This is a genomic window from Flavobacterium zubiriense, assembly GCF_041729725.1.
GTDB classification, from domain to species: Bacteria; Bacteroidota; Bacteroidia; order Flavobacteriales; family Flavobacteriaceae; genus Flavobacterium; species Flavobacterium zubiriense.
The window spans coordinates 18,879-39,113 of sequence record NZ_JBCFQL010000019.1 but is presented as its reverse complement, the minus strand read 5'-3'; the positions used below and the strand labels follow the sequence as shown (position 1 = coordinate 39,113).

The window sequence follows — 20,235 nt, the reverse complement described above, 5'->3', positions numbered from 1 at the left end:
TTTTGTCTTTTCGGTTTTATTTAATGTGTGAATATTACAATACATAGGTTTTATAGTGTAATAGTTTCTGCCTAAAACTGGCTAATCTTTGTATTGTGAAATATTTAACATTTCTCATAAATAAAACCCCAAAAAAAATGAAAAAATCCCTACTAACCATTGCAATATTATTTATTGCATTAATTTCAGGTTGTGCAACTGATGATTTCGAGGAAATTGTTGGAGAGTGTCCTGTAGTCTCATTCACCAGTCCAATTGATGATGCCACTGGTGTTGCATTAAACCAAATGATTACGATCAATTTCAATAAAGAAATGAATCCGGAAACCATAGACGAATCCTCTATTCTTTTAACGGCCGCAGGAGCGCCTGTATCAGGTACTGTTAACTATTCAGGTACAACAGCAACTTTTACGCCTGCTAGTATCCTTGCAGCTAATACTGTTTATACGGGTAGAGTTAAAACATCAGTCAAAGACGAAGCTGGAAATGCTTTGCAAACAGATTATATATGGACATTTACTACAGATGCTGCGCCATTTATCACTTTAGCTGATCCTTTTAGTGATGCAACAGCAGTTCCATTGAATAAAGTGATTTCGGTTACTTTTAATGTACCAATGAATCCACTAACTTTAAATGCTACAACATTTACTGTTAGGCAAGGTGCCATTGCAATATTAGGTACAATTAGCCCTAACGATGCAGGGACAACGTTTACGTTCTCACCTGTTGTTCCCTTGGCTGGAAATACGTTATACACTGTTACCTTGACCACTGGTGCTCAAAATACTTCAGGTACTGCGTTGGCAAATAATGTGACTTGGAACTTTAGAACATTAATTCCAGTGATTCCTCCTGTAAATACAACTAACGGTTTAGGATTTGGAGTATTCGGAGGTAATGCAGGAATCACAAATCAAGGGTTGTTTACTGTAATTAATGGTTCAATGGGCACTACCGCGGTTGCATCAACAGTAACAGGTTTTACAGATGGTACAAATGGCGATACTTATACAGTAACCACATTACATAATGGTCTTGTGACTAATGGAATATTTTCCGATGCACCAGCGCCAGGAAGCGCGAGCAAAGCAGCAACTGCATTAGCTGGATTGAATGCAGCCCGAGCACTTTATCTTAGTATTTCTCCAGCTCAAATGCCAGGAGGTATTGCCGCTGCAAGTGAATTAGGTGGGTTAACATTAGCCCCTGGTATTTATACAGCCAGTAGCTCATTGGCCATAAGTAATGGAGATCTTGTGTTAGATGCACAGGGTAATCCTAATGCAACATGGTACTTTCAAGCACCTTCTACTTTAACAGTAGGTAGCACAGTACCTCGTAGTGTTAGATTTTTAAACGGTGTTGGTAATCCCAATAATGTATATTGGTATGTTGGTACAGCTGCGGTTATTAATTATGCTGGAGGTGGAGTGATGATTGGAAATATTATTGCTAATTCAGGTGTAACACTATCTTCTCCTGCTAACAGTACAAATCCTTTGCTAACGGTATTGAATGGTAGAGCAATTTCTCTTGTAGCTTCAGTTACTATGGTTAATACAGTTATTAATGTACCCTAACTAAGGTACTGATTTAGATAAAAAAACTCATTCCGTCTTAGGGCGGGATTTATTTCAACAAAATAAAAAATATAAAAATGAAAGCAAAAACTAATTGTAAAGAGGATTTGTATAGTACAATATTCCCCAATACCTTAACGCTAAAAAGCATACTAACAGTTGCTTTAGTTTGGTTAAGTATTCAAGCACCAGTCCAGGCACAAGAAATACAATACACAAAACCATCATGGTGGTTTGGTGTAGCTGGGGGAGCCAATTTTAATTTCTATGAAGGCTCAACTCATAAATTGAGTTCTGATTTTACACCGCCAGCTACTTTTCATGAAGCTGATGGTATTGAACTGTTTGTTGCCCCTCTTTTAGAGTACCATCGTCCGGGTACACGATTGGGTTTTATGTTGCAAGCTGGTTACGACAACCGCAAAGCTAAGTTTGATCAAGTGCTAACTGCTTGTGACTGTCCAGCGGATTTAAAAACAAATATTAGCTACATAACCGTAGAACCAAGTTTGCGTTTTGCTCCTTTCAAATCTAATTTCTATTTATTTGGTGGACCTCGTTTTGCTTTTAATTTGGATAAATCATTTAATTATCAATTAGGAATCAATCCGGATTATCCGGATCAGGAGGCAACTCCAGCAGTAAATGGTGATTTAAGCGATGTTAAGAAGAACATCATTTCGATGCAAATCGGATTGGGGTATGATATTCCGCTTTCATCACAAAGTAGTAAAACACAATTCGTGCTTTCTCCTTTTGCTTCGTTTCATCCTTACTTTGGACAAAATCCACGTTCTATAGAAACATTGAACATTACAACCATAAGAGCTGGTGTAGCACTTAAATTTGGTCAAGGTCGTCAAATTTCAACACCAGAGGATAATACAGCAGCAGTTGTAGATCCAGAAGTTCAGTTTTCAGTAAATGCACCTGCTAATGTGGCTGCAAAACAACGTGTTAGGGAAGTTTTTCCATTACGTAACTATGTGTTCTTTAATGCTGGTTCATCTGAAATACCAAGTCGTTACAAACTACTTAAAAGAGAGGAAGTAATTGATTTTAGAGAAGATCAATTGGAAATGGTAACTCCAATAAACCAATCAGGTCGTTCTGATAGGCAAATGAATGTGTATTATAATATTTTGAACATTTTGGGAGACCGTATGTTAAAAAATCCATCAACAACAGTTACTTTGGTTGGATCGTCTGAACAAAATGCTAAAGAAGGTAAGGAAATGGCTGAATCAGTGAAATACTATTTGGTAAACACTTTTGGAATTGATTCTTCAAGAATTACTACTAAAGGGCAGTCAAAACCAAATATTCCATCAGTACAACCAGGAGGAACATTGGAATTAGATTTACTTCGTGAAGGGGATAGAAGGGTTTCGATCGAAAGTAGTTCTCCCGTATTAATGGCCGAATTTCAAAGTGGTCCTGATACTAAATTAACTGATAACGCATATTTGCCAATAGAAAGTGATGTAGTTTTTGATGTAAAAGGAGCTAACGAAGCTTTCTCTGTATGGTCGATACAAACTACGGATGAAAATGGAAAAGTGCAATCTTTTGGTCCTTATACTCAGGAAAGTGTGAGCTTGTCTCGTCAATCTATTTTAGGAGCTAAAACAGAAGGAGATTACAAAATCGTAATGACAGGACAAACTAAAAGTGGGAAGGCTGTAACTAAGGAAACTTCGGCTCATATTGCACGTTGGACACCAACTAAAGTAGAAGATGGAACTAGATATAGCATTATTTTTGAATTCAATGAATCAAAAGCAATCACTATTTATAAAAAATACCTAACCGAAGTTGTAGCACCAAAGATTCCAATGAATGGAACCGTTATTATCCATGGTCATGCTGATGTTATTGGAAATGATGACTACAATTTAAAATTGTCTCAGGAACGTGCAAATGAAGTGAAAACTATTATTGAAGCGGCTTTGGCTAAATTGAATAGGAATGATGTTAAATTTGAAGCAACTGGTTACGGTGAAGATTCCAGTCGTTCTCCATTTAAAAACAAATATCCAGAGGAACGTTTTTACAACCGTACCGTGATTATTGATGTTTTTCAAAAATAAGAAATAAGAAACTTTAATACGTTTATTATATTGTTTAAAGGACAGGTCTTAAAAACCTGTCCTTTTTTTATGTGTAAAAACCTCTGAATCAGTTTGTAGGTTTCTGGTTGTTGTAAAAAAGTCGGTAATTCTTATGGAAAGTATGGGATTCCATCGTACCTTTGTGCCCGAAACATCAAGAAATAAAGGAGTTGACCTCAGTACCCGTTGAGGTTTTTTTATGGATTCGAAAATTAAACGAATTCAAATCATCGAGTAAAAATTGGTACTTCACTTGATTCAAATTACACACATTATGACACATAAAGCAGGTTTTGTAAATATCATTGGAAATCCAAACGTTGGAAAATCCACCTTGATGAACGCTTTCGTTGGCGAAAGATTATCAATCATTACATCCAAAGCACAAACAACGCGCCACCGTATTCTAGGAATCGTAAATGGCGAAGATTTTCAATTGATTTTATCGGATACACCGGGAATCATCAAACCCGCTTATGAAATGCAGGAGTCGATGATGAACTTTGTGAAATCGGCTTTTGAAGATGCTGATATCTTGGTTTACATGGTCGAAATAGGAGAGCAGGACTTAAAAGACGAAGCTTTCTTTAATAAAATCATTCATGCTAAAATTCCTGTTTTATTATTGTTGAATAAGATCGACAATTCCAATCAGGAACAATTAGAGGAACAAGTAGCATTCTGGACTGCAAAAGTGCCCAATGCTGAAATCTTCCCAATATCTGCGTTACAGAATTTTAATGTACCGGAAGTTTTTGGAAGAATCATCGAATTATTACCAGAATCCCCAGCCTACTATCCAAAAGATCAATTAACAGACAAACCAGAACGTTTTTTTGTAAACGAAACCATTCGTGAGAAAATCTTGTTGAACTACAGCAAAGAGATTCCGTATGCAGTGGAGATTGTTACAGAAGAGTTTTTTGAAGACGAAAATATTATCCGTATTCGTTCGATTATCATGGTCGAAAGAGAGACGCAAAAAGGAATTATCATTGGTCACAAAGGAGCAGCACTGAAAAAAGTAGGTACTGAGGCTCGTGCCGATTTAGAGAAATTCTTTGGAAAACAAATTCACATCGAACTGGTGGTGAAAGTAAATAAAAACTGGAGAAGCAACGCGAATATGTTGAAGCGTTTTGGGTACAACCAGTAATCAGTAATCAGTGGTCCGTCCCGAAGCTTCGGGATTAGTGATCAGTAAACAGAATCTAGTGAATGATAATGTGCTCTTTTAGTGTGTTTTATCTGCCTACTTAAAACTGAATACTGCAAACTAAAAAAAGACTACCTTTGCAAAAAATTAAAATACAGTATTTTAGATTTATAAAAGAATGCGATTTCATCAAAACGGAATCTAAAATCTAAAATCTGACATCTAAATTAGATAAAATGAATAACATTGTTGCGATAGTAGGAAGACCTAATGTAGGGAAATCAACCCTTTTCAATAGGCTGATACAAAGAAGAGAAGCTATTGTAGATTCAGTTTCGGGAGTTACCCGAGATAGAAACTACGGAAAAAGCGAGTGGAACGGAAAAGAGTTTTCTGTAATTGATACCGGCGGATATGTTCGCGGATCAGATGATGTATTTGAAGGTGAAATCCGTAAACAAGTAGAATTGGCTATCGACGAAGCCGATGTTATTATTTTTGTGGTTGATGTAGAGGAAGGAATTACACCAATGGATGATGTTGTTGCCCGTTTGTTGCGTAAAGTGACAAAGCCCGTTTTGTTAGCGGTGAATAAGGTGGACAATGCCATGCGTGAAAAAGATGCCATTGAATTTTATAACCTTGGTTTAGGAGAATATTACACATTTGCCAGTATTTCAGGAAGTGGAACAGGAGATTTGCTTGATGCTTTAATCAATGCCTTTCCAGTAAAACCAGAACCAGTTCAGGAAGAAGTGGTTTTACCTCGTTTTGCTGTTGTAGGTCGTCCAAATGCTGGAAAATCTAGTTTTATCAATGCATTAATTGGTAAAGAACGTTTTATGGTTACCGATATTGCAGGAACAACCCGTGATGCGATTGATACGAAATTTGACCGTTTTGGTTTCGAATTTAACTTAGTTGATACGGCGGGAATTCGTCGTAAAGCGAAGGTAAAGGAAGATTTAGAATTTTACTCCGTAATGCGTTCGGTACGTGCTATTGAACATGCTGATATTTGTATACTGGTTATTGATGCCACTCGTGGATTTGAAGGTCAGGATCAAAGTATTTTTTGGTTGGCCGAAAAAAACCGCAAAGGTGTTGTAATCTTGGTTAACAAATGGGATTTGGTTGAAAAAGATACCATGTCCACACGTGATTACGAAGAAAAAATTAGAGAAGAATTAATGCCATTTACTGATGTGCCTATTCTTTTTGTGTCTGCTTTAACCAAACAACGTTTGTTGAAAGCCCTAGAAGCTACGGTAAAAGTGTACGAAAGCAGACAGCAGCGTATTCCAACTTCAAAATTCAACGAATTCATGTTGAAAGTAATTGAAGCCTACCCGCCACCAGCGACTAAAGGAAAATATGTAAAAATTAAATATTGTATGCAGTTGCCATCGCCAACGCCTCAGTTTGTGTTTTTTGCCAACTTACCGCAGTATGTAAAAGAACCGTACAAACGCTACCTAGAGAATAAAATTAGGGAAAACTGGGATTTCTCAGGTGTTCCAATAGATATTTATATTAGAGAGAAATAAGAATAGAAACCACTTCATAACGAGGTGGTTTTTTTGTTAAAACCGATTACGAAAGCTCAAGATTAGATTCTTGGGCTTTTTTAATTGTTTTGTTCAACTGAAGACGTTTTTTTAATGTATTGTAAGAATGTTTAATTACATTTGAAAACTAATTCTTAAGAAATGAATACTTATAAAGAAAATCAGTTTATAAAAGTTGAAGGAGTATATCTACCTACTATTCTTAAAGAAATAAAAAAACACGAAAACCCTATTCAATCCTTTTTTGAAGCATTTACAAATTCATTAGAATCAATTAAGATAAATAAAAGTTCTAAAGGAATTAATGAAGTTGATAGTGTGATTTCTTTAAATATTTTTTTTACCAAAAATTTATTATCTGAAAATTTATTTCAAAAATTCATAATAGAAGATGATGGTATTGGTTTTAACGATGAACAATTTTCAAGATTTACAACTTTGAAAGATAATCGTAAAGGATTTTATAATAAAGGAAGTGGAAGAATCCAATATATTCATTGTTTTGGAAGATGTGAATTTAAAAGTGTTTTTGAGGAAGATGGTAAATATTTTGAAAGAAGTTTTACTATTTCAAAATCACCTACTTATTTAGAAAATAATTCGGTCATTAAGCATAATTATACTAAAGAAATTGAAGCTAAAAAATCGAGTACTGTTTTGGTTTTATCTGATTTATTGAATGAAGATGATGCTAAAAAACTGACTATTAGTGTAAGTAATTTAAAAATTGAGATCTTAAAAAGATATCTAAAATATTTTTGTTCACATAGAGAAATATTGCCTCGAATTATATTGAATGAATATGTTGATGAAGCTCTTACTACTACTATTGAAATTACAAAAAGTGAAGTGCCAATTCCCGATAAGACAGAATATTTTAAGGTTTATTATAGTAGTGTTTTAGAACAAAATTCAGATATCACAAAATTAAATGAAAGTGAGGATTTTGAATTGTTGAGTTTTAAAGTAAAGAAAACAGATCTTGATAAGAATTCAATTTCTCTTGTAAGTAAAGATGAGTTGGTTGATAATAAAGATTTTAAATTAAGATTTAAGTCATTGTCTCCTGATGAGTCATTAGAAGATATGCGATATTTAGTTTTAGTTTCGAGTAATTATTTAAATGGAAAAGACTGTGATACTAGAGGAGATTTGTCTATCATAAAAAGAGAGGATTTTCGTAAAAGTGACGAATTATTCAGTGTAGGAAAAAAAGAAATTTTATTTGAGGATATTGAAGATAACGTTGATGATGTTATCAATAGAATATACCCTGAAATTAATACTAAAAGCCAAGAAAAATTAAGTAAAATTAATGAAATTAAAAACCTGTTTTTATTTAATGATGAGGTTTTACAAAACTTTTCTATAAATTTAAATGATTCAGAAGATAGGATAATTGAGAAACTTCATAATGCTGAATCAAAAATTTCAGCTAAGAGAGATACTAAAATTTTTAATCAAATGAATAGCTTGAAAAATCTAAATCCTGCGGATAAGAATTTTGATAGAGACTTAACATCAACGATTGAAATGCTAACAAAAGAAATTCCGATTCAAAATAGAACGGCATTAACTCATTATGTTGCTCGTAGAAAAATTATTTTAGAATTGTTTCAAACGGTTTTGAATAGGAAATTACATGTGCAAAAAAGCGGAAGTAGAAATAATGATGAACAATTATTACATAATATTCTTTTTCAACAATCTGCTACCAATCCGAACAGTAGTGATTTATGGCTTATAAATGAGGATTTTATTTATTTTAAAGGTAGTTCTGAAAAGCAATTGAGTAAATTAGAAATTAATGGAGAAAAAGTTTTTAAAGCTAAATTTACAGAAGAAGAGGATAGATATTTATTATCATTAGGGGAAAATAGAACAATAAAACGTCCAGATGTATTACTGTTTCCAGAAGAAGGTAAATGTATCATAATTGAGTTCAAAACTCCTGAAGCAAATGTGTCAGAACATTTGACACAAATAGATTTGTATGCAAGTTTAATCAGGAATTATACAGAAGATAATTTTCAAATCACAACATTTTATGGGTATCTTATAGGAGAAAGTATTGAGCCTAGAGATGTTATGGGAAGAGTAACCAGATATGAACATTCTTATCATTTTGATTATTTATTTAGACCATCCGAAAACGTAACTGGTTTTGATGACAGAAAAAATGGCTCAATATATACAGAAGTAATTAAGTATTCAACGTTATTGGAACGGGCAAAAAAACGAAATGAGATTTTTATAGAGAAGTTAAACATTAATGATGATTTTAAAATAGCTTCAGAAGATCCCGATTATTTACCTTTCTAATACCTTTTTGACTTTTTAGAAAATATTTGAGCACAAGTAAGGAAAAAACATCATAACAATAAAATCTTTATCTTTGTATTATTAAAATTTCATGAAACATGAACTACAAAATATCATTTCAGGAAAGAGCCAAGTTAGGCATGGAGATGCTATCCAAGCGGTCGCCAGTTACCTTAGAAGAAGCAAGAGCGCAGGCATTACGCTTGAGTCAGACAAGCAAATCAAAATTGAAGAAGCAAAGAACATAAGGCAATTTTGCGAGCAAAATGATTTTTGGTATAACGAAATTAACATTACTGCTTTTATTTCCAGTGGTGCTGAACAAAAAGTTTATCTTCAAAATGAGTTTCGGGTTTTCAAACTCAATGATTCCATTTATTATTCCTCTTGGGAGGATTATTTCAATAACTTATTATTGAATAATTTCTTTTTTCCAGACACAGCTTATCAGTTAGTTGGTTTTTACGAATCTGAATGTGTATTGTATGCCGTAGTCGAGCAGGCTTTTATAAAATCAGATCAAGACACGGAACTAGAAAATGTCAAAAAATTTCTTGATGAAAATGGTTTTAAAAACACAAGAAACAATGATTATTTTAATCCTGATTTAGGAATCATTCTGGAAGATTTACACGATGAAAACGTATTAACTTTTCAAAGTAATTTATATTTTATCGATACCGTTTTCTATCTCACGGAAAGATTCTATAGAAAGTGAAGCCGATTGCTCTTAAGTAATTAAAACTCCCTTTACCAACTGTTTGATTACAGTTGGTAAAGGGAGTTTTTAAGTAAGGATTGGAAAATTTACAAAGAATACTTCAAAGTAATTCCATAGGTTCTTTGATCGCCTAATACACCGGCATAATGTCCTGCATTTCCACCTGCAGGTAATAATTGTTCGAAATAATCTTTATCCAAAATATTACGTGCCCAGAAGTTGATAGACAAACCTTCGGAGGTTCTAAATCCTAAACGACCATTAAAGATGGCATAACCAGGTACAACTAAGTATTTTGAAGCCGATGGGCTAGAAGAGAATTCAGAACGAGCATAAGAGTCAAGAGCGATGAAAAATTTCCCAATATTCCCGAAGAATTTTGCTGATTTAGTATATTCACCTCCTAAAGTTCCTGCCCATTTTGATATTCCTGGTAATTCGCTACCTGATACATCTTTAAATGCAACCTGAACGCCATCAACAGTAAGTCCTGTATCTTCTAGTGGAAGCGGTGCATTAGTAAATTTAACATATTTACCATCTGTATAGCTTAGGGCTACATTGAATGAAAAATGTTCGTTAGCGGCAAAACTAGCATCCAGTTCCGCACCACTTACGCGTACTTTGTCAGCATTGGCAAGGTAGCCACGATTTACACCTAATTCAGCTGCCTGAACATTGGTTTGAAAATCTTTAATATCCGTATTATAGATAGTAAGGTTTAAGATGGCGTTTCTAAACGGAGTTGTTTTTACACCTGCTTCATAATGATTAACAGACTCAGGTCTGATGACAGCTAAATCAGCTAAAGTTTGTCCGGCTGCAGGAGTAGGAAGTCCAGCTACGTTTACACCAATAGGCTTGTAGCTTCTGGCAAAAGTGGCATAAGTGTTGATTTTATCAGTAGCTTTATAATTCACTGTTATGTTTCCAGAAAAGTCAAATTTGTCCTTATCAGCAGCAAAGGTTTGGTTGGTATAAACCGCTCTTTTGATAGCCAGTAATTCTGGATCTGTAGTTTCAAGACCTCCATAGGTTTGTCTGTTATAATCGGATTCTTTTTTATCATAGTTGTATCTAAGTCCTGGTAAAACATGCAAACGATCAGTCACTTCCCAGTCTAGTTGTCCAAATACTGCGGCACTTACTGCATGTATGCTGGCATTAGTTCTAATTCCGTAGCCTTCTAATAGTCCAGGTTCAGCCCATCTGGCCAATGGAACAGCGGTGTTAACTCCGTTGTTGTTATAACTTACGTTGCTTTGCGAAAAACGCCATTGTGCGTTTCCAGATTCTTCTGTACCTCTAATTTTAACAGTTTGGTCAATAAAAAAGACACCAGCTACACCGCTAAGTTTGTTGTTTACTTTTCCAGCATAACGAATTTCCTGAGTCAATTGGGTATGTCTTGCTGGATTTTGTGATTTAGCCAATACTTGTAAACCGGTAAAATCTCTATCATTTGATGGATCCCAGTTCCAAAAGCGCCATGCCGTTGTTGAAGTAAGGGTTCCTTGACCAATTTTAGAATCAATATTTAAAGTAGCGCCTCCTAAATCTTGTCCAGAACGCCATGGTGTATCGTGATCAATTTTACGGTCAAAAGCATTTCTGCTAGGTAATTCATAACCTAAATCAGCAATGATAGCATCAAATTGTCTGAAAGCGGCTCTTTTGGTAGGAGCAACACCAGCAATAACTTGTGCGTATCCATCAGGACGTTGCGTAGTAATGTCAGCTGCCAATAATATATTAGTTTTATCAGAAGCATTATACAATAATTGTCCTCTTATTCCTTGGTTGTTCAAGGTGTTTGTAGGTCTTCCAGTAACAACGTTGTCAATCAATCCATCACGTTGCGTGCCAGAAAAAGAAAGACGACCTGCAAGTTTTTTACTTAACTCACCAGTTACAGAAGCTTTGGCTTGTAGAAAACCATAATTTCCAAAACTAGTTTCAAAGTCAGCTCCAGAGGTAAAACTAGGTCTTCTAGTGGTTATGTTGAAAGCTCCAGAGGTAGTATTTTTTCCAAACAAAGATCCTTGTGGGCCACGTAATACTTCAATTCTATCAATGTCAATAAAATCTAATGTTGTTGCAGCAGGACGAGAGTAATACACACCATCAACGTAGAAACCTACACCTGGATCAATACCGTCATTAGTCAATCCGTAAGGGGAACCCAAACCACGAATATTAATTCCTGTGTTTCGTGGATTTGATGAATACAATTGTACCGATGGAATCAACTCTTTGATTCGGTTAACATTAAATGCGCCTGCTTGTTCAGCTTGCTTACCAGTTACAACTGATATGGCAATAGGAATATCTTGCGCTTTTTCAATTCTACGTCTTGAAGTAACGACTACTTCGGATAGGATTTTTTCCTCACCAGTAGCAATGGATATTTGCAAAGGTTTAGCATTAGTAGGAAGTTCTGTGATTCGTAGTTCTTTCGTATTGTAACCTGCGTATTGAACAATAATCGTAAAAGGAAGTGATTTAGCATCAATATTAAAATAGCCATTGCTATCTGTAGTGGTAGTATTGGTTGTTCCTTTCAATACGATGTTTACACCCTCAATAGGTGTGTCTTGTGCATCTTTAACAACTCCTTCTAAAAGAGTTTGACTGTAAGAGGCTGAGAAAATAAAAAGTAATAGTAGGGTATATATTGTTTTGATATATGTTGTTTTCATTTTTTATATAAATTATATGTAATTAGTAGAGTTTAAAATAAAATTTTTTTAAGCGCAACACATACACATCAACACCATATTGGGAGTATTTTCTATTTGAGTTTTAGTTTTTTGCGAGTGATCTTTTGAAAAGTTGAATTTTCTTCGATACGTTTTCATGCGTTTCAATTTTTGATTTATAAATGATGTTTTAATTTCGATGCAAATATATAATTAATTCTATATAATTAGTAGAGTTAATAAAATATTTTTTTATTTTTTAATTAATGAAGCAATAGTAATACCTTGCATCGCTTTTAATGTTTCTTCTCGAATAGCTATTAAACCGTGTCTTAACGAGCATTCTGCTTCACTTACACAGTCTGAACAGCGCTCATAAAAATTGAGCGAAGCACAGGGTAATAATGCAATAGCCCCATCAAATAATCGATGAATATCGGCTAGGGTAATCTCGTTTCCAGATTTCAGCAGGTAATAACCACCAAATTTCCCTTGCTTACTTCCTACTAAATGCCCACGTTTTAAATCCAATAAAATTTGCTCTAAAAATTTTTTAGGAATATTAGCAGTTTCAGCAATATCTATTGTTTTAGAGATATGATTGGCATCTTGCTCAGCTAAATAGAGGAGGGCTTTAAGCGCATATTTAGTTTTGTGTGAAAGCATATAGAATTAGTTGGAGTATTTCAGATAAAATTAGGATAAAGATAAACTCATTGGGTGAAATTGTTTTTGGATATTAAATTTTCGTCAGTTCGAGTGAATTTTCAGAAAACGCGACAGCTTTTTCGGAAAATTTGTATCGAGAACAAGAAAATATTGAATAGAAAACGGTTCTCGATACATTTTTCCCTTCATTTAGCTTCGCTGAACCACTTCGTTAGGTTTCATTACGCAAAAACACTACCATTGACGTTTTTGATAATTTCACCCAACGGGTTAAAGATAAATAATTTTATAGATGAGTCAAGTCATTTTGCTGTAGTTTTCTATTGCAGCTTTACAAAATTAATAAGTTTGGAAGAAAAGAAAGGAAATACAATGACAGCTTTTAGATAAAAGTAAAATAGGTTTTCAATATCAATTTAATTTACTGGATTTTTGAATGAAGATTAACGATTCTTGATTTTAGATTTTTATGTAGGTAAATATAAATCATTTGTTTTTAAAGTATTAATACTTCTGAAATCAAGAATCGTTAATCAAAAATCTTCAATCAAATTATGTATAATTTTACCAACTTCCGCTAGAGCCACCGCCAGAGAAACCTCCGCCGCCAAAGCCACCACCGAAGCCGCCGCCTCCAAATCCGCCTCCAGAAGAACCGCCGAAGCCACCACCTCCAAAACCACCGCTATTGCGACCCAAATTACTTAAAATAATTACATCTAATAAGCTGGGACCACCGCCTCCGTTGTTTCCAGAGTTTCCACCACTACCACCACCTTTATTTCTAGAAGCAAGAATAATGATAAAAACAACAATGATAACAAAAGGAAGAATAGGGAAATCTTTTTGTTGTTTGGCTTTTCTAGTGCCTTTGTATTTGCCTTTAAAAACGTCAAATAAGGCATCCGTTCCTTTATTAACACCGTTGTAATAACTACCCGCTTTGAATTCTGGAAGGATAATATTTCGAATAATTTCACCACCAATTCCAGCAGTCAATCGGTCTTCCAATCCGTAACCCGGATTAATGGCAATTTTTTTATCGTTTTTAGAAATAAGAATAATAACACCGTTATCATCTTTTTCTGTTCCTCCCACACCCCAAGTTTGTCCCCAGTTGGTGGCAAGTAAACTAACGTCTTCGCCTTTTAAACTTTCTACTGTGATAACCACAATTTGTGTTGTAGTAGTATCTGCATAGCGAACGAGTTTTTCTTCTAATTGCTTTTTTTCATTCGCATTAAAAAGATTCGCATAATCATAAACCGAGGTTTGTAAACTGGGTTTTTCAGGAATTGTAAATTGTGCAAATAGAAAACTGCTGTTAAAGAGAATAAAAAAATAAAAAAATAAGTTTATTCCTTTTTTGATTTGAGACCTCTGACTTCTGGCTTCTAACTTCTGACTTATTTCCATTATCCTTTTGATATTTCGTTTGATAATTCATTCGTATCGCCTTCCTGCCAAGGGAAATGTTTTTTAAGCTGTTCACCGGCTCTTAGAATTCCGTCTACAAGTCCTTGCTTGAATTGGTTTTGTTTGAATTGAGCCACCATAGCATCTCGAGTACAGTTCCAGAAATCGTTTTCAACCACATCGTTAATTCCTTTGTCTCCACAAATTACAAAATTATGATCGTCAACGGCTAGATAGATTAAAACGCCGTTTTGTAATTGGGTTTCATCCATTTTTAATTCGTGGAAAACTTCCATCGCACGATCATAGGCATCCAGAGAAGTTGTTCGTTCGATATGGACTCGTATTTCACCAGAAGTCTTTTTTTCGGCTATTCGAATAGCTTCAACAATTTCTTGTTCTTCCTCATGGGTTAAAAAATCTTCTACTTTTGACATTTGTTTTGTTTTTTTTAGACCTATTAAAAAGCCCCTCCTTTGGAGGGGTTGGGGAGGATTAGAATTGTACTTCTACAGGTTTTTCAGCACCTTCAACAGCATTGAAATATGCTTTTTCTTGGAAACCAAACATACCAGCAAATAGGGTATTTGGGAAAGTTTTGATATGCGTGTTGTATGGTTTTACCGCTTCGTTAAAACGAGTTCTAGCCGTTAAAATTTGATTTTCGGTACTAGCCAATTCGTCTTGTAATTTTAAGAAATTTTGATTGGCTTTTAAGTCAGGATATTTTTCTACCGTAAGTAACAAACGTGATAAAGAACTGCTTACACCACTTTGAGCTGAATTAAAGGCTGCTAATTGTTCTGGAGTGATGTTAGTAGGATCAATAGTAGTTTGAGTCGCTTTAGCACGTGCTTCAATTACAGCAGTTAAAGTACTTTTTTCAAAATCAGCAGCTCCTTTAACGGTGTTCACTAAGTTCCCAATTAAATCATTACGTCTTTGATAAGCCGTTTGAACATTTCCCCAAGATTGTTCTACATCTTGACTCAAAGTCACCGCAGTGTTGTTAATGCCTTTAACCCAGCTATAACCACCAATAACGATAACAGCTAAAATAACCCAAGGTAAAAATTTTTTAAAATCCATGTTTCTGTTTAATTTAAAGTTTATTAATTGTTTTTATTTGTTTGAAAATTGATATTGCAATTGCCATTGAATCTTGCCATTGACTAAAGTTCATTTTTAATATTCGTCAGTTGCACTTTGATGGCTTCGAGTTTACTGATGATTTCAAATTTGTCCAAGGTTTTCTTTTGTCCTTCTTTCAGATGCGTTTTGGCTCCTTCCAGCGTAAATCCTCTTTCCTTGACCAAATGGAAAATGAGTTGGAGGTTTTTAATGTCTTCCGGAGTAAACATTCTATTCCCTTTGGCATTCTTTTTTGGTTTAAGAATATCAAATTCACTGTCCCAAAAACGAATCAACGACGCATTGACATCAAAGGCTTTCGCTACTTCGCCGATACTGTAGTATCTTTTACCAGGTTGTAAATCTATTTGCATATTTTTTTAAATTCCAAATTAATAAATTCCAAAATCCAATATTTTAATTTTAAAATCAGCAATTAACAATCAAAAATCGTTAATCCAATGACTGATTCTCCTGATTGGCCAGTTTTGAAATAGCAACATATTCCACAGCCGAAATATTACCGTAATAAAAATTAAGCGGGTTGACCACTCGGCCATCTTTATGAACTTCATAATGCAAGTGCGGTGCTTCTGATCTTCCTGTACTTCCCACATATCCTATAATGTCTCCCCGTTTAATACGCTGTCCCGCTCTGCAATTGTATTTGCTCAAATGGGCATACAAAGTCTCGTATCCATAACCATGCCTAATCACAATATGATTTCCAAAACCAGAAGCACGATTGTCAGCCTGTTTTACCACACCATCTCCAGTTGCAAAAACGGGAGTCCCTGTTTTTGCTGTAAAATCCATTCCTTCATGCATTTTTCGCACTTTAGTAAAAGGATCTGTTCGGTATCCAAAACCTGATGCCATGTGTTTTAAATTTTCATTTCTGACAGGTTGTATGGCAGGAATGGCAGCTAATAATTTATTTTTTTCCTTGGCTAATTTTAAAATATAATCTAATGATTCAGATTGAATAGCCAGCTCTTTTGTTAATACATCAACTCTTTTAGTGGTTTCTAAAACTAGTTTACTGTTATCATAACCTTCTAATAATTTGTATCGGTTGGCATCTTTAAAGCCTGTCTTTCTTTCTTCTTTAGGGATAGCAGCAGTATTAAAGTAGGTGCGGTACAAATTATTGTCTCGTTCTTCGATGGCTTCAACAACATTGTCTAACTGATCCATTTTTTTGTTCAAAACGGCATAATTCAGTTTTAAATTTTCAATTTCCCGAAGTAACAGACGATCTTTTGGTGTGTCAAAATAAGGAGTGTTCAATAAAATCACAAAACAGATAAAACCAAATAAGGCTGAAGCCAATAAAAATAGAGCAGCAACGCCAAATTTTCTTCTTTTTTTGACTTTAATTTTTCGATATGCTAGATTTTCAGAATCGTAATAATATTTTACTTTCGCCATATTTTAAAATACCCTATTTTTGCACCTTCTAAAAAAGGAGTATTGCAACAAATTTAATAAATGTTTTATTTTTAGCATTGCTTTTTTCGATAATAAATAAATATAAAGCTGATTGAAAGATTTAAAAATTTAATGATTGAAAGATTGTTGAATTATGAATTTTGCAAGAGATTTAATTTGGCAGCGTAGCAAATGACTTAAAATTTGCCAAAAGCTTACTTAATCTTTTAATTTTTAAATCTTTTAATTTTTAAATTATAAAAATGAAATCACAAGACATTCGCAAAGCGTATTTACAATTCTTTGAAAGTAAAGGGCATTTAATTGTTCCTTCGGCACCTATTGTTCTAAAAGACGATCCAACCCTGATGTTTAACAATTCAGGAATGGCGCAGTTTAAAGAGTATTTTTTAGGAAACGCCACGCCAAAAAGCAATCGTATTACTGATACGCAAAAATGCCTTCGTGTTTCAGGAAAACACAACGATTTAGAAGATGTAGGTTTTGATACGTATCATCATACGATGTTCGAAATGTTAGGGAACTGGTCTTTTGGAGATTATTTCAAGAAAGAGGCTATTCCGTGGGCATGGGAATTTTTGACAGAAGTGTTGAAACTAGACAAAGACCGTTTGTATGTTTCTGTTTTTGAAGGAAACGAAGCAGAAAACGTTCCTTTTGATCAGGAAGCTTTTGATATTTGGAAGCAATTTGTGTCTGAAGATCGCATTATTCTTGGAAACAAAAAAGACAATTTCTGGGAAATGGGAGATCAGGGACCTTGCGGACCCTGTTCAGAAATTCATATTGATTTACGTACGGATGCAGAAAGAGCGGCCGTTTCAGGTTTTAGTTTAGTCAATGCCGATCATCCGCAGGTAGTGGAAATTTGGAACAACGTATTTATGGAATTCAACCGTAAAGCCGATGGTTCACTAGAAAAATTACCAGCACAACACGTAGATACCGGAATGGGATTTGAGCGTTTGTGTATGGCGATGCAAAACGTGACTTCTAATTATGATACTGATGTGTTTACACCGCTTATTGAAAAAGTGGAGCAAATTACAGGCCTAAAATATACAACCAACAACCAACAACCAACAACCGAAAACCAAGAAAAAACCAATATTGCTATTCGTGTAGTGGTGGATCACGTTCGTGCGGTAGCCTTTGCTATTGCTGATGGACAGTTGCCTTCTAACACTGGAGCAGGTTATGTAATTCGTCGTATTTTGCGTCGTGCTATTCGTTACGGATTTACTTTCTTGGGTACTAAAGAACCTTTTATTAATCAATTGGTGGCTGTTTTAGCCGATCAAATGGGTGAATTTTTTCCAGAAATCAAAAAGCAACAAACGTTGGTTACCAATGTAATTCGCGAAGAAGAAGCTTCTTTCTTGAGAACTTTAGATCAAGGATTACAATTATTGGATAACGTAATTGCAACTACCGAAGGAAAAGAAGTGGCAGGAACAAAAGCATTCGAATTGTATGATACTTTTGGTTTTCCAATTGATTTAACGGCTTTGATTCTTAGAGAAAGAGGATTTAGCTTAGATGAAGCTGGTTTTGATAAAGCTATGCAAGAACAAAAAACACGTTCTCGTGCCGCTTCAGAAGTTTCTACAGACGACTGGAAAATTCTGGTTGATGGAAATGTTGAATCTTTTGTAGGTTATGACCAGGTAGAAAACGAAGTGAAAATCACTCGTATTCGTAAAGTGGATTCTAAAAAAGATGGTGTTTTGTACCAAATTGTTTTAGATGCTACACCATTTTATCCAGAAGGTGGGGGACAAGTAGGAGACAAAGGAATCCTCACCCCAGCCCTCTCCAAAGGAGAGGGAGCTATCGAAATTATCGATACCAAAAAAGAGAACAATCTAATTATTCATTATACAAAACAACTGCCGGGGAATTTAGAAGCTTCTTTTATTGCTAAAGTAAATACTGATCTAAGAGCAGCGACTTCCAAAAATCACTCGGCGACTCACTTGATGCACCAAGCCTTGAGAAGTATTTTAGGAACGCATGTGGAGCAAAAAGGATCATTGGTAAACCCAAAAAACTTGCGTTTTGACTTCTCTCATTTTTCTAAAGTGACGGATGAAGAATTACAACAAGTGGAGGATTTTGTTAATGCCCGAATTCAAGAGCAGTTGCCATTAATTGAAAGAAGAAGTATTCCTATCCAACAAGCTTTAGACGAAGGTGCAATGGCTTTGTTTGGTGAAAAATACGGAGATAATGTACGTGCAATTAAATTTGGAGACAGCATGGAATTGTGTGGAGGAATCCATGTGAACAATTCGGCTGATATTTGGTCTTTCAAAATTGTTTCGGAAGGAGCAGTGGCAGCAGGAATTCGTCGTATTGAAGCGATTACAGGTGCTGGTGTAAGACAATTTTTTGCTTCACAAGAAGAATTGTTAAGCGAAATTAAAACGGTATTAAAAAATCCACAAGACACGGTTAAGGCAGTGGTTTCTTTGCAAGAGGATAATGCCAAATTGAAAAAACAATTAGAAGCATTGTTGAAAGAGAAAGCAAAAAATATGAAAGCGGAATTGGCTAATGAACTTCAAGAAGTTAACGGCGTTCAATTTTTAGCTAAACAAGTTGATTTGAATGCAGAAGGAGCAAAAGACCTGGCTTATGAATTAGGAAATTTAGGAAACAATTTGTTTTTAGTTTTGGCTACAGTTGATCCCGACGCTTCGGGAGGAAAACCAATGTTAAGCTGTTATATTTCTAAAGAATTAGTAGCTGAGAAAAACTTAAATGCAGGTCAGGTAGTTCGTGAATTAGGGAAGTTTATCCAAGGTGGAGGCGGAGGACAGCCGTTTTTTGCAACTGCCGGAGGTAAAAATGCAGCTGGAATTGCTGAAGCTTTATCAAAAGCAATTGATTTTGTGAAATAAATTTAGCTTTATAAAAAATAAGAAACCCTTTTAGAATGCTTTGGCAGACTAAAAGGGTTTCTTGGTTTGGTTAGGGTTTGAAATTTTATTTTAGGAATGGCTTATATCAATTCCGTTTTCTTCCAGAATATCTAAAAGATAGCTGTTTTGTATGGGATCGTATTTTTCAATTCCACTTTGATACCATTTTACTAAAACACTTATCTGAAAGTGTGTATAGCCTTCGGTATCAATATTAATACCTAATAAACCAGCCATTAGAAATTCTTCTAAAATTTTCTCGCTGATTATTTTTTTCGGAATTCCATCAAGAATGCTACCGTTTATACTCTCATAATCGAGCCTACCAGAATGAAAACCTTCATTAAAAGCCGAATTAAGAGTATTGTTTTTTACTTCGGAATAAGGATTTAGACCATTAGAATAACCTTCCAGGTAATCTTGTCTGTAAATAGGGTTAAAGATGTTTTTCATAGTATATATAGTAGTATTCTTTGTCAA

General features: G+C 34.8%; 15 protein-coding genes. 7 read left to right on the top strand and 8 right to left on the bottom strand.

The features are described 5' to 3' along the window. Nucleotides 1-137 precede the first annotated feature (137 nt). The 6 genes from AAGV28_RS15070 to AAGV28_RS15045 all read left to right on the top strand — a co-directional run bounded on the left by AAGV28_RS15070 (nt 138) and on the right by AAGV28_RS15045 (nt 9,461). The gene (locus tag AAGV28_RS15070) at nt 138-1,586 is read left to right on the top strand and encodes an ice-binding family protein (RefSeq protein WP_373407583.1); all 1,449 of its coding nucleotides are present in this window, start codon (nt 138-140) and stop codon (nt 1,584-1,586) included. Nucleotides 1,587-1,663: 77 nt separating this feature from the next. After that, nucleotides 1,664-3,676, top strand: coding sequence for an OmpA family protein (locus AAGV28_RS15065; RefSeq protein ID WP_373407582.1), 2,013 nt, complete (start codon nt 1,664-1,666; stop codon nt 3,674-3,676). Nucleotides 3,677-3,971: 295 nt separating this feature from the next. Next, a complete protein-coding gene (gene era, locus AAGV28_RS15060) occupies nt 3,972-4,853 on the top strand; it encodes a GTPase Era (protein ID WP_373407581.1) in 882 nt (293 codons plus the stop codon). A 236-nt stretch (nt 4,854-5,089) separates the two neighbouring features. Continuing rightward, the gene (der, locus tag AAGV28_RS15055) at nt 5,090-6,400 is read left to right on the top strand and encodes a ribosome biogenesis GTPase Der (RefSeq protein ID WP_373407580.1); all 1,311 of its coding nucleotides are present in this window, start codon (nt 5,090-5,092) and stop codon (nt 6,398-6,400) included. Nucleotides 6,401-6,562: 162 nt separating this feature from the next. Further along, nucleotides 6,563-8,743: a hypothetical protein gene (locus tag AAGV28_RS15050; RefSeq protein WP_373407579.1), complete on the top strand. Its 2,181-nt coding sequence runs from the start codon at nt 6,563-6,565 to the stop codon at nt 8,741-8,743. 91 nt (nt 8,744-8,834) lie between these two features. Next, nucleotides 8,835-9,461: a putative polyvalent protein kinase domain-containing protein gene (locus AAGV28_RS15045; protein WP_373407578.1), complete on the top strand. Its 627-nt coding sequence runs from the start codon at nt 8,835-8,837 to the stop codon at nt 9,459-9,461. An 89-nt stretch (nt 9,462-9,550) separates the two neighbouring features. Here the strand turns inward: AAGV28_RS15045 and AAGV28_RS15040 are convergent, their stop codons facing one another. From AAGV28_RS15040 to AAGV28_RS15010, 7 genes are all read right to left on the bottom strand, one after another. Further along, the gene (locus AAGV28_RS15040) at nt 9,551-12,163 is read right to left on the bottom strand and encodes a TonB-dependent receptor (protein WP_373407577.1); all 2,613 of its coding nucleotides are present in this window, start codon (nt 12,161-12,163) and stop codon (nt 9,551-9,553) included. 252 nt (nt 12,164-12,415) lie between these two features. Then, nucleotides 12,416-12,829 carry an RrF2 family transcriptional regulator gene (locus AAGV28_RS15035; protein ID WP_373391988.1) on the bottom strand — a complete coding sequence of 138 codons (414 nt, stop codon included), beginning with the start codon at nt 12,827-12,829 and terminating at the stop codon, nt 12,416-12,418. A 567-nt stretch (nt 12,830-13,396) separates the two neighbouring features. Beyond that, the gene (locus tag AAGV28_RS15030) at nt 13,397-14,248 is read right to left on the bottom strand and encodes a TPM domain-containing protein (RefSeq protein ID WP_373407576.1); all 852 of its coding nucleotides are present in this window, start codon (nt 14,246-14,248) and stop codon (nt 13,397-13,399) included. Continuing rightward, complete coding sequence (locus AAGV28_RS15025) at nt 14,248-14,685, bottom strand: TPM domain-containing protein (protein ID WP_373407575.1); 438 nt, start codon at nt 14,683-14,685, stop codon at nt 14,248-14,250. The genes AAGV28_RS15030 and AAGV28_RS15025 overlap by 1 nt, the downstream gene beginning before the upstream one ends. A 58-nt stretch (nt 14,686-14,743) precedes the next feature. After that, nucleotides 14,744-15,337 (bottom strand): LemA family protein, encoded by a 594-nt coding sequence (locus AAGV28_RS15020; RefSeq protein WP_373407574.1) that lies wholly within the window; start codon nt 15,335-15,337, stop codon nt 14,744-14,746. 83 nt (nt 15,338-15,420) lie between these two features. Beyond that, nucleotides 15,421-15,753 (bottom strand): MerR family transcriptional regulator, encoded by a 333-nt coding sequence (locus tag AAGV28_RS15015; RefSeq protein ID WP_373391991.1) that lies wholly within the window; start codon nt 15,751-15,753, stop codon nt 15,421-15,423. Between the two features lie 79 nt (nt 15,754-15,832). Continuing rightward, on the bottom strand, nt 15,833-16,810 hold the full coding sequence (locus tag AAGV28_RS15010) for a peptidoglycan DD-metalloendopeptidase family protein (RefSeq protein ID WP_373407573.1): 978 nt from the start codon (nt 16,808-16,810) through the stop codon (nt 15,833-15,835). A 263-nt stretch (nt 16,811-17,073) separates the two neighbouring features. On the opposite strand from AAGV28_RS15010, the gene alaS reads away from it, so the two are divergent. Continuing rightward, nucleotides 17,074-19,734: an alanine--tRNA ligase gene (gene alaS / locus AAGV28_RS15005; RefSeq protein ID WP_373407572.1), complete on the top strand. Its 2,661-nt coding sequence runs from the start codon at nt 17,074-17,076 to the stop codon at nt 19,732-19,734. Between the two features lie 90 nt (nt 19,735-19,824). Here the strand turns inward: alaS and AAGV28_RS15000 are convergent, their stop codons facing one another. Further along, on the bottom strand, nt 19,825-20,208 hold the full coding sequence (locus AAGV28_RS15000) for a hypothetical protein (RefSeq protein WP_373407571.1): 384 nt from the start codon (nt 20,206-20,208) through the stop codon (nt 19,825-19,827). Nucleotides 20,209-20,235: the final 27 nt, after the last annotated feature.

Coding starts and splice junctions, on each gene's coding strand:
- AAGV28_RS15070 (WP_373407583.1), top strand. CDS start 138: ATGAAAAAATCCCTACTAACCATTGCAATATTATTTATTGCATTAATT.
- AAGV28_RS15065 (WP_373407582.1), top strand. CDS start 1,664: ATGAAAGCAAAAACTAATTGTAAAGAGGATTTGTATAGTACAATATTC.
- era (WP_373407581.1), top strand. CDS start 3,972: ATGACACATAAAGCAGGTTTTGTAAATATCATTGGAAATCCAAACGTT.
- der (WP_373407580.1), top strand. CDS start 5,090: ATGAATAACATTGTTGCGATAGTAGGAAGACCTAATGTAGGGAAATCA.
- AAGV28_RS15050 (WP_373407579.1), top strand. CDS start 6,563: ATGAATACTTATAAAGAAAATCAGTTTATAAAAGTTGAAGGAGTATAT.
- AAGV28_RS15045 (WP_373407578.1), top strand. CDS start 8,835: ATGAAACATGAACTACAAAATATCATTTCAGGAAAGAGCCAAGTTAGG.
- AAGV28_RS15040 (WP_373407577.1), bottom strand. CDS start 12,163: ATGAAAACAACATATATCAAAACAATATATACCCTACTATTACTTTTT.
- AAGV28_RS15035 (WP_373391988.1), bottom strand. CDS start 12,829: ATGCTTTCACACAAAACTAAATATGCGCTTAAAGCCCTCCTCTATTTA.
- AAGV28_RS15030 (WP_373407576.1), bottom strand. CDS start 14,248: ATGGAAATAAGTCAGAAGTTAGAAGCCAGAAGTCAGAGGTCTCAAATC.
- AAGV28_RS15025 (WP_373407575.1), bottom strand. CDS start 14,685: ATGTCAAAAGTAGAAGATTTTTTAACCCATGAGGAAGAACAAGAAATT.
- AAGV28_RS15020 (WP_373407574.1), bottom strand. CDS start 15,337: ATGGATTTTAAAAAATTTTTACCTTGGGTTATTTTAGCTGTTATCGTT.
- AAGV28_RS15015 (WP_373391991.1), bottom strand. CDS start 15,753: ATGCAAATAGATTTACAACCTGGTAAAAGATACTACAGTATCGGCGAA.
- AAGV28_RS15010 (WP_373407573.1), bottom strand. CDS start 16,810: ATGGCGAAAGTAAAATATTATTACGATTCTGAAAATCTAGCATATCGA.
- alaS (WP_373407572.1), top strand. CDS start 17,074: ATGAAATCACAAGACATTCGCAAAGCGTATTTACAATTCTTTGAAAGT.
- AAGV28_RS15000 (WP_373407571.1), bottom strand. CDS start 20,208: ATGAAAAACATCTTTAACCCTATTTACAGACAAGATTACCTGGAAGGT.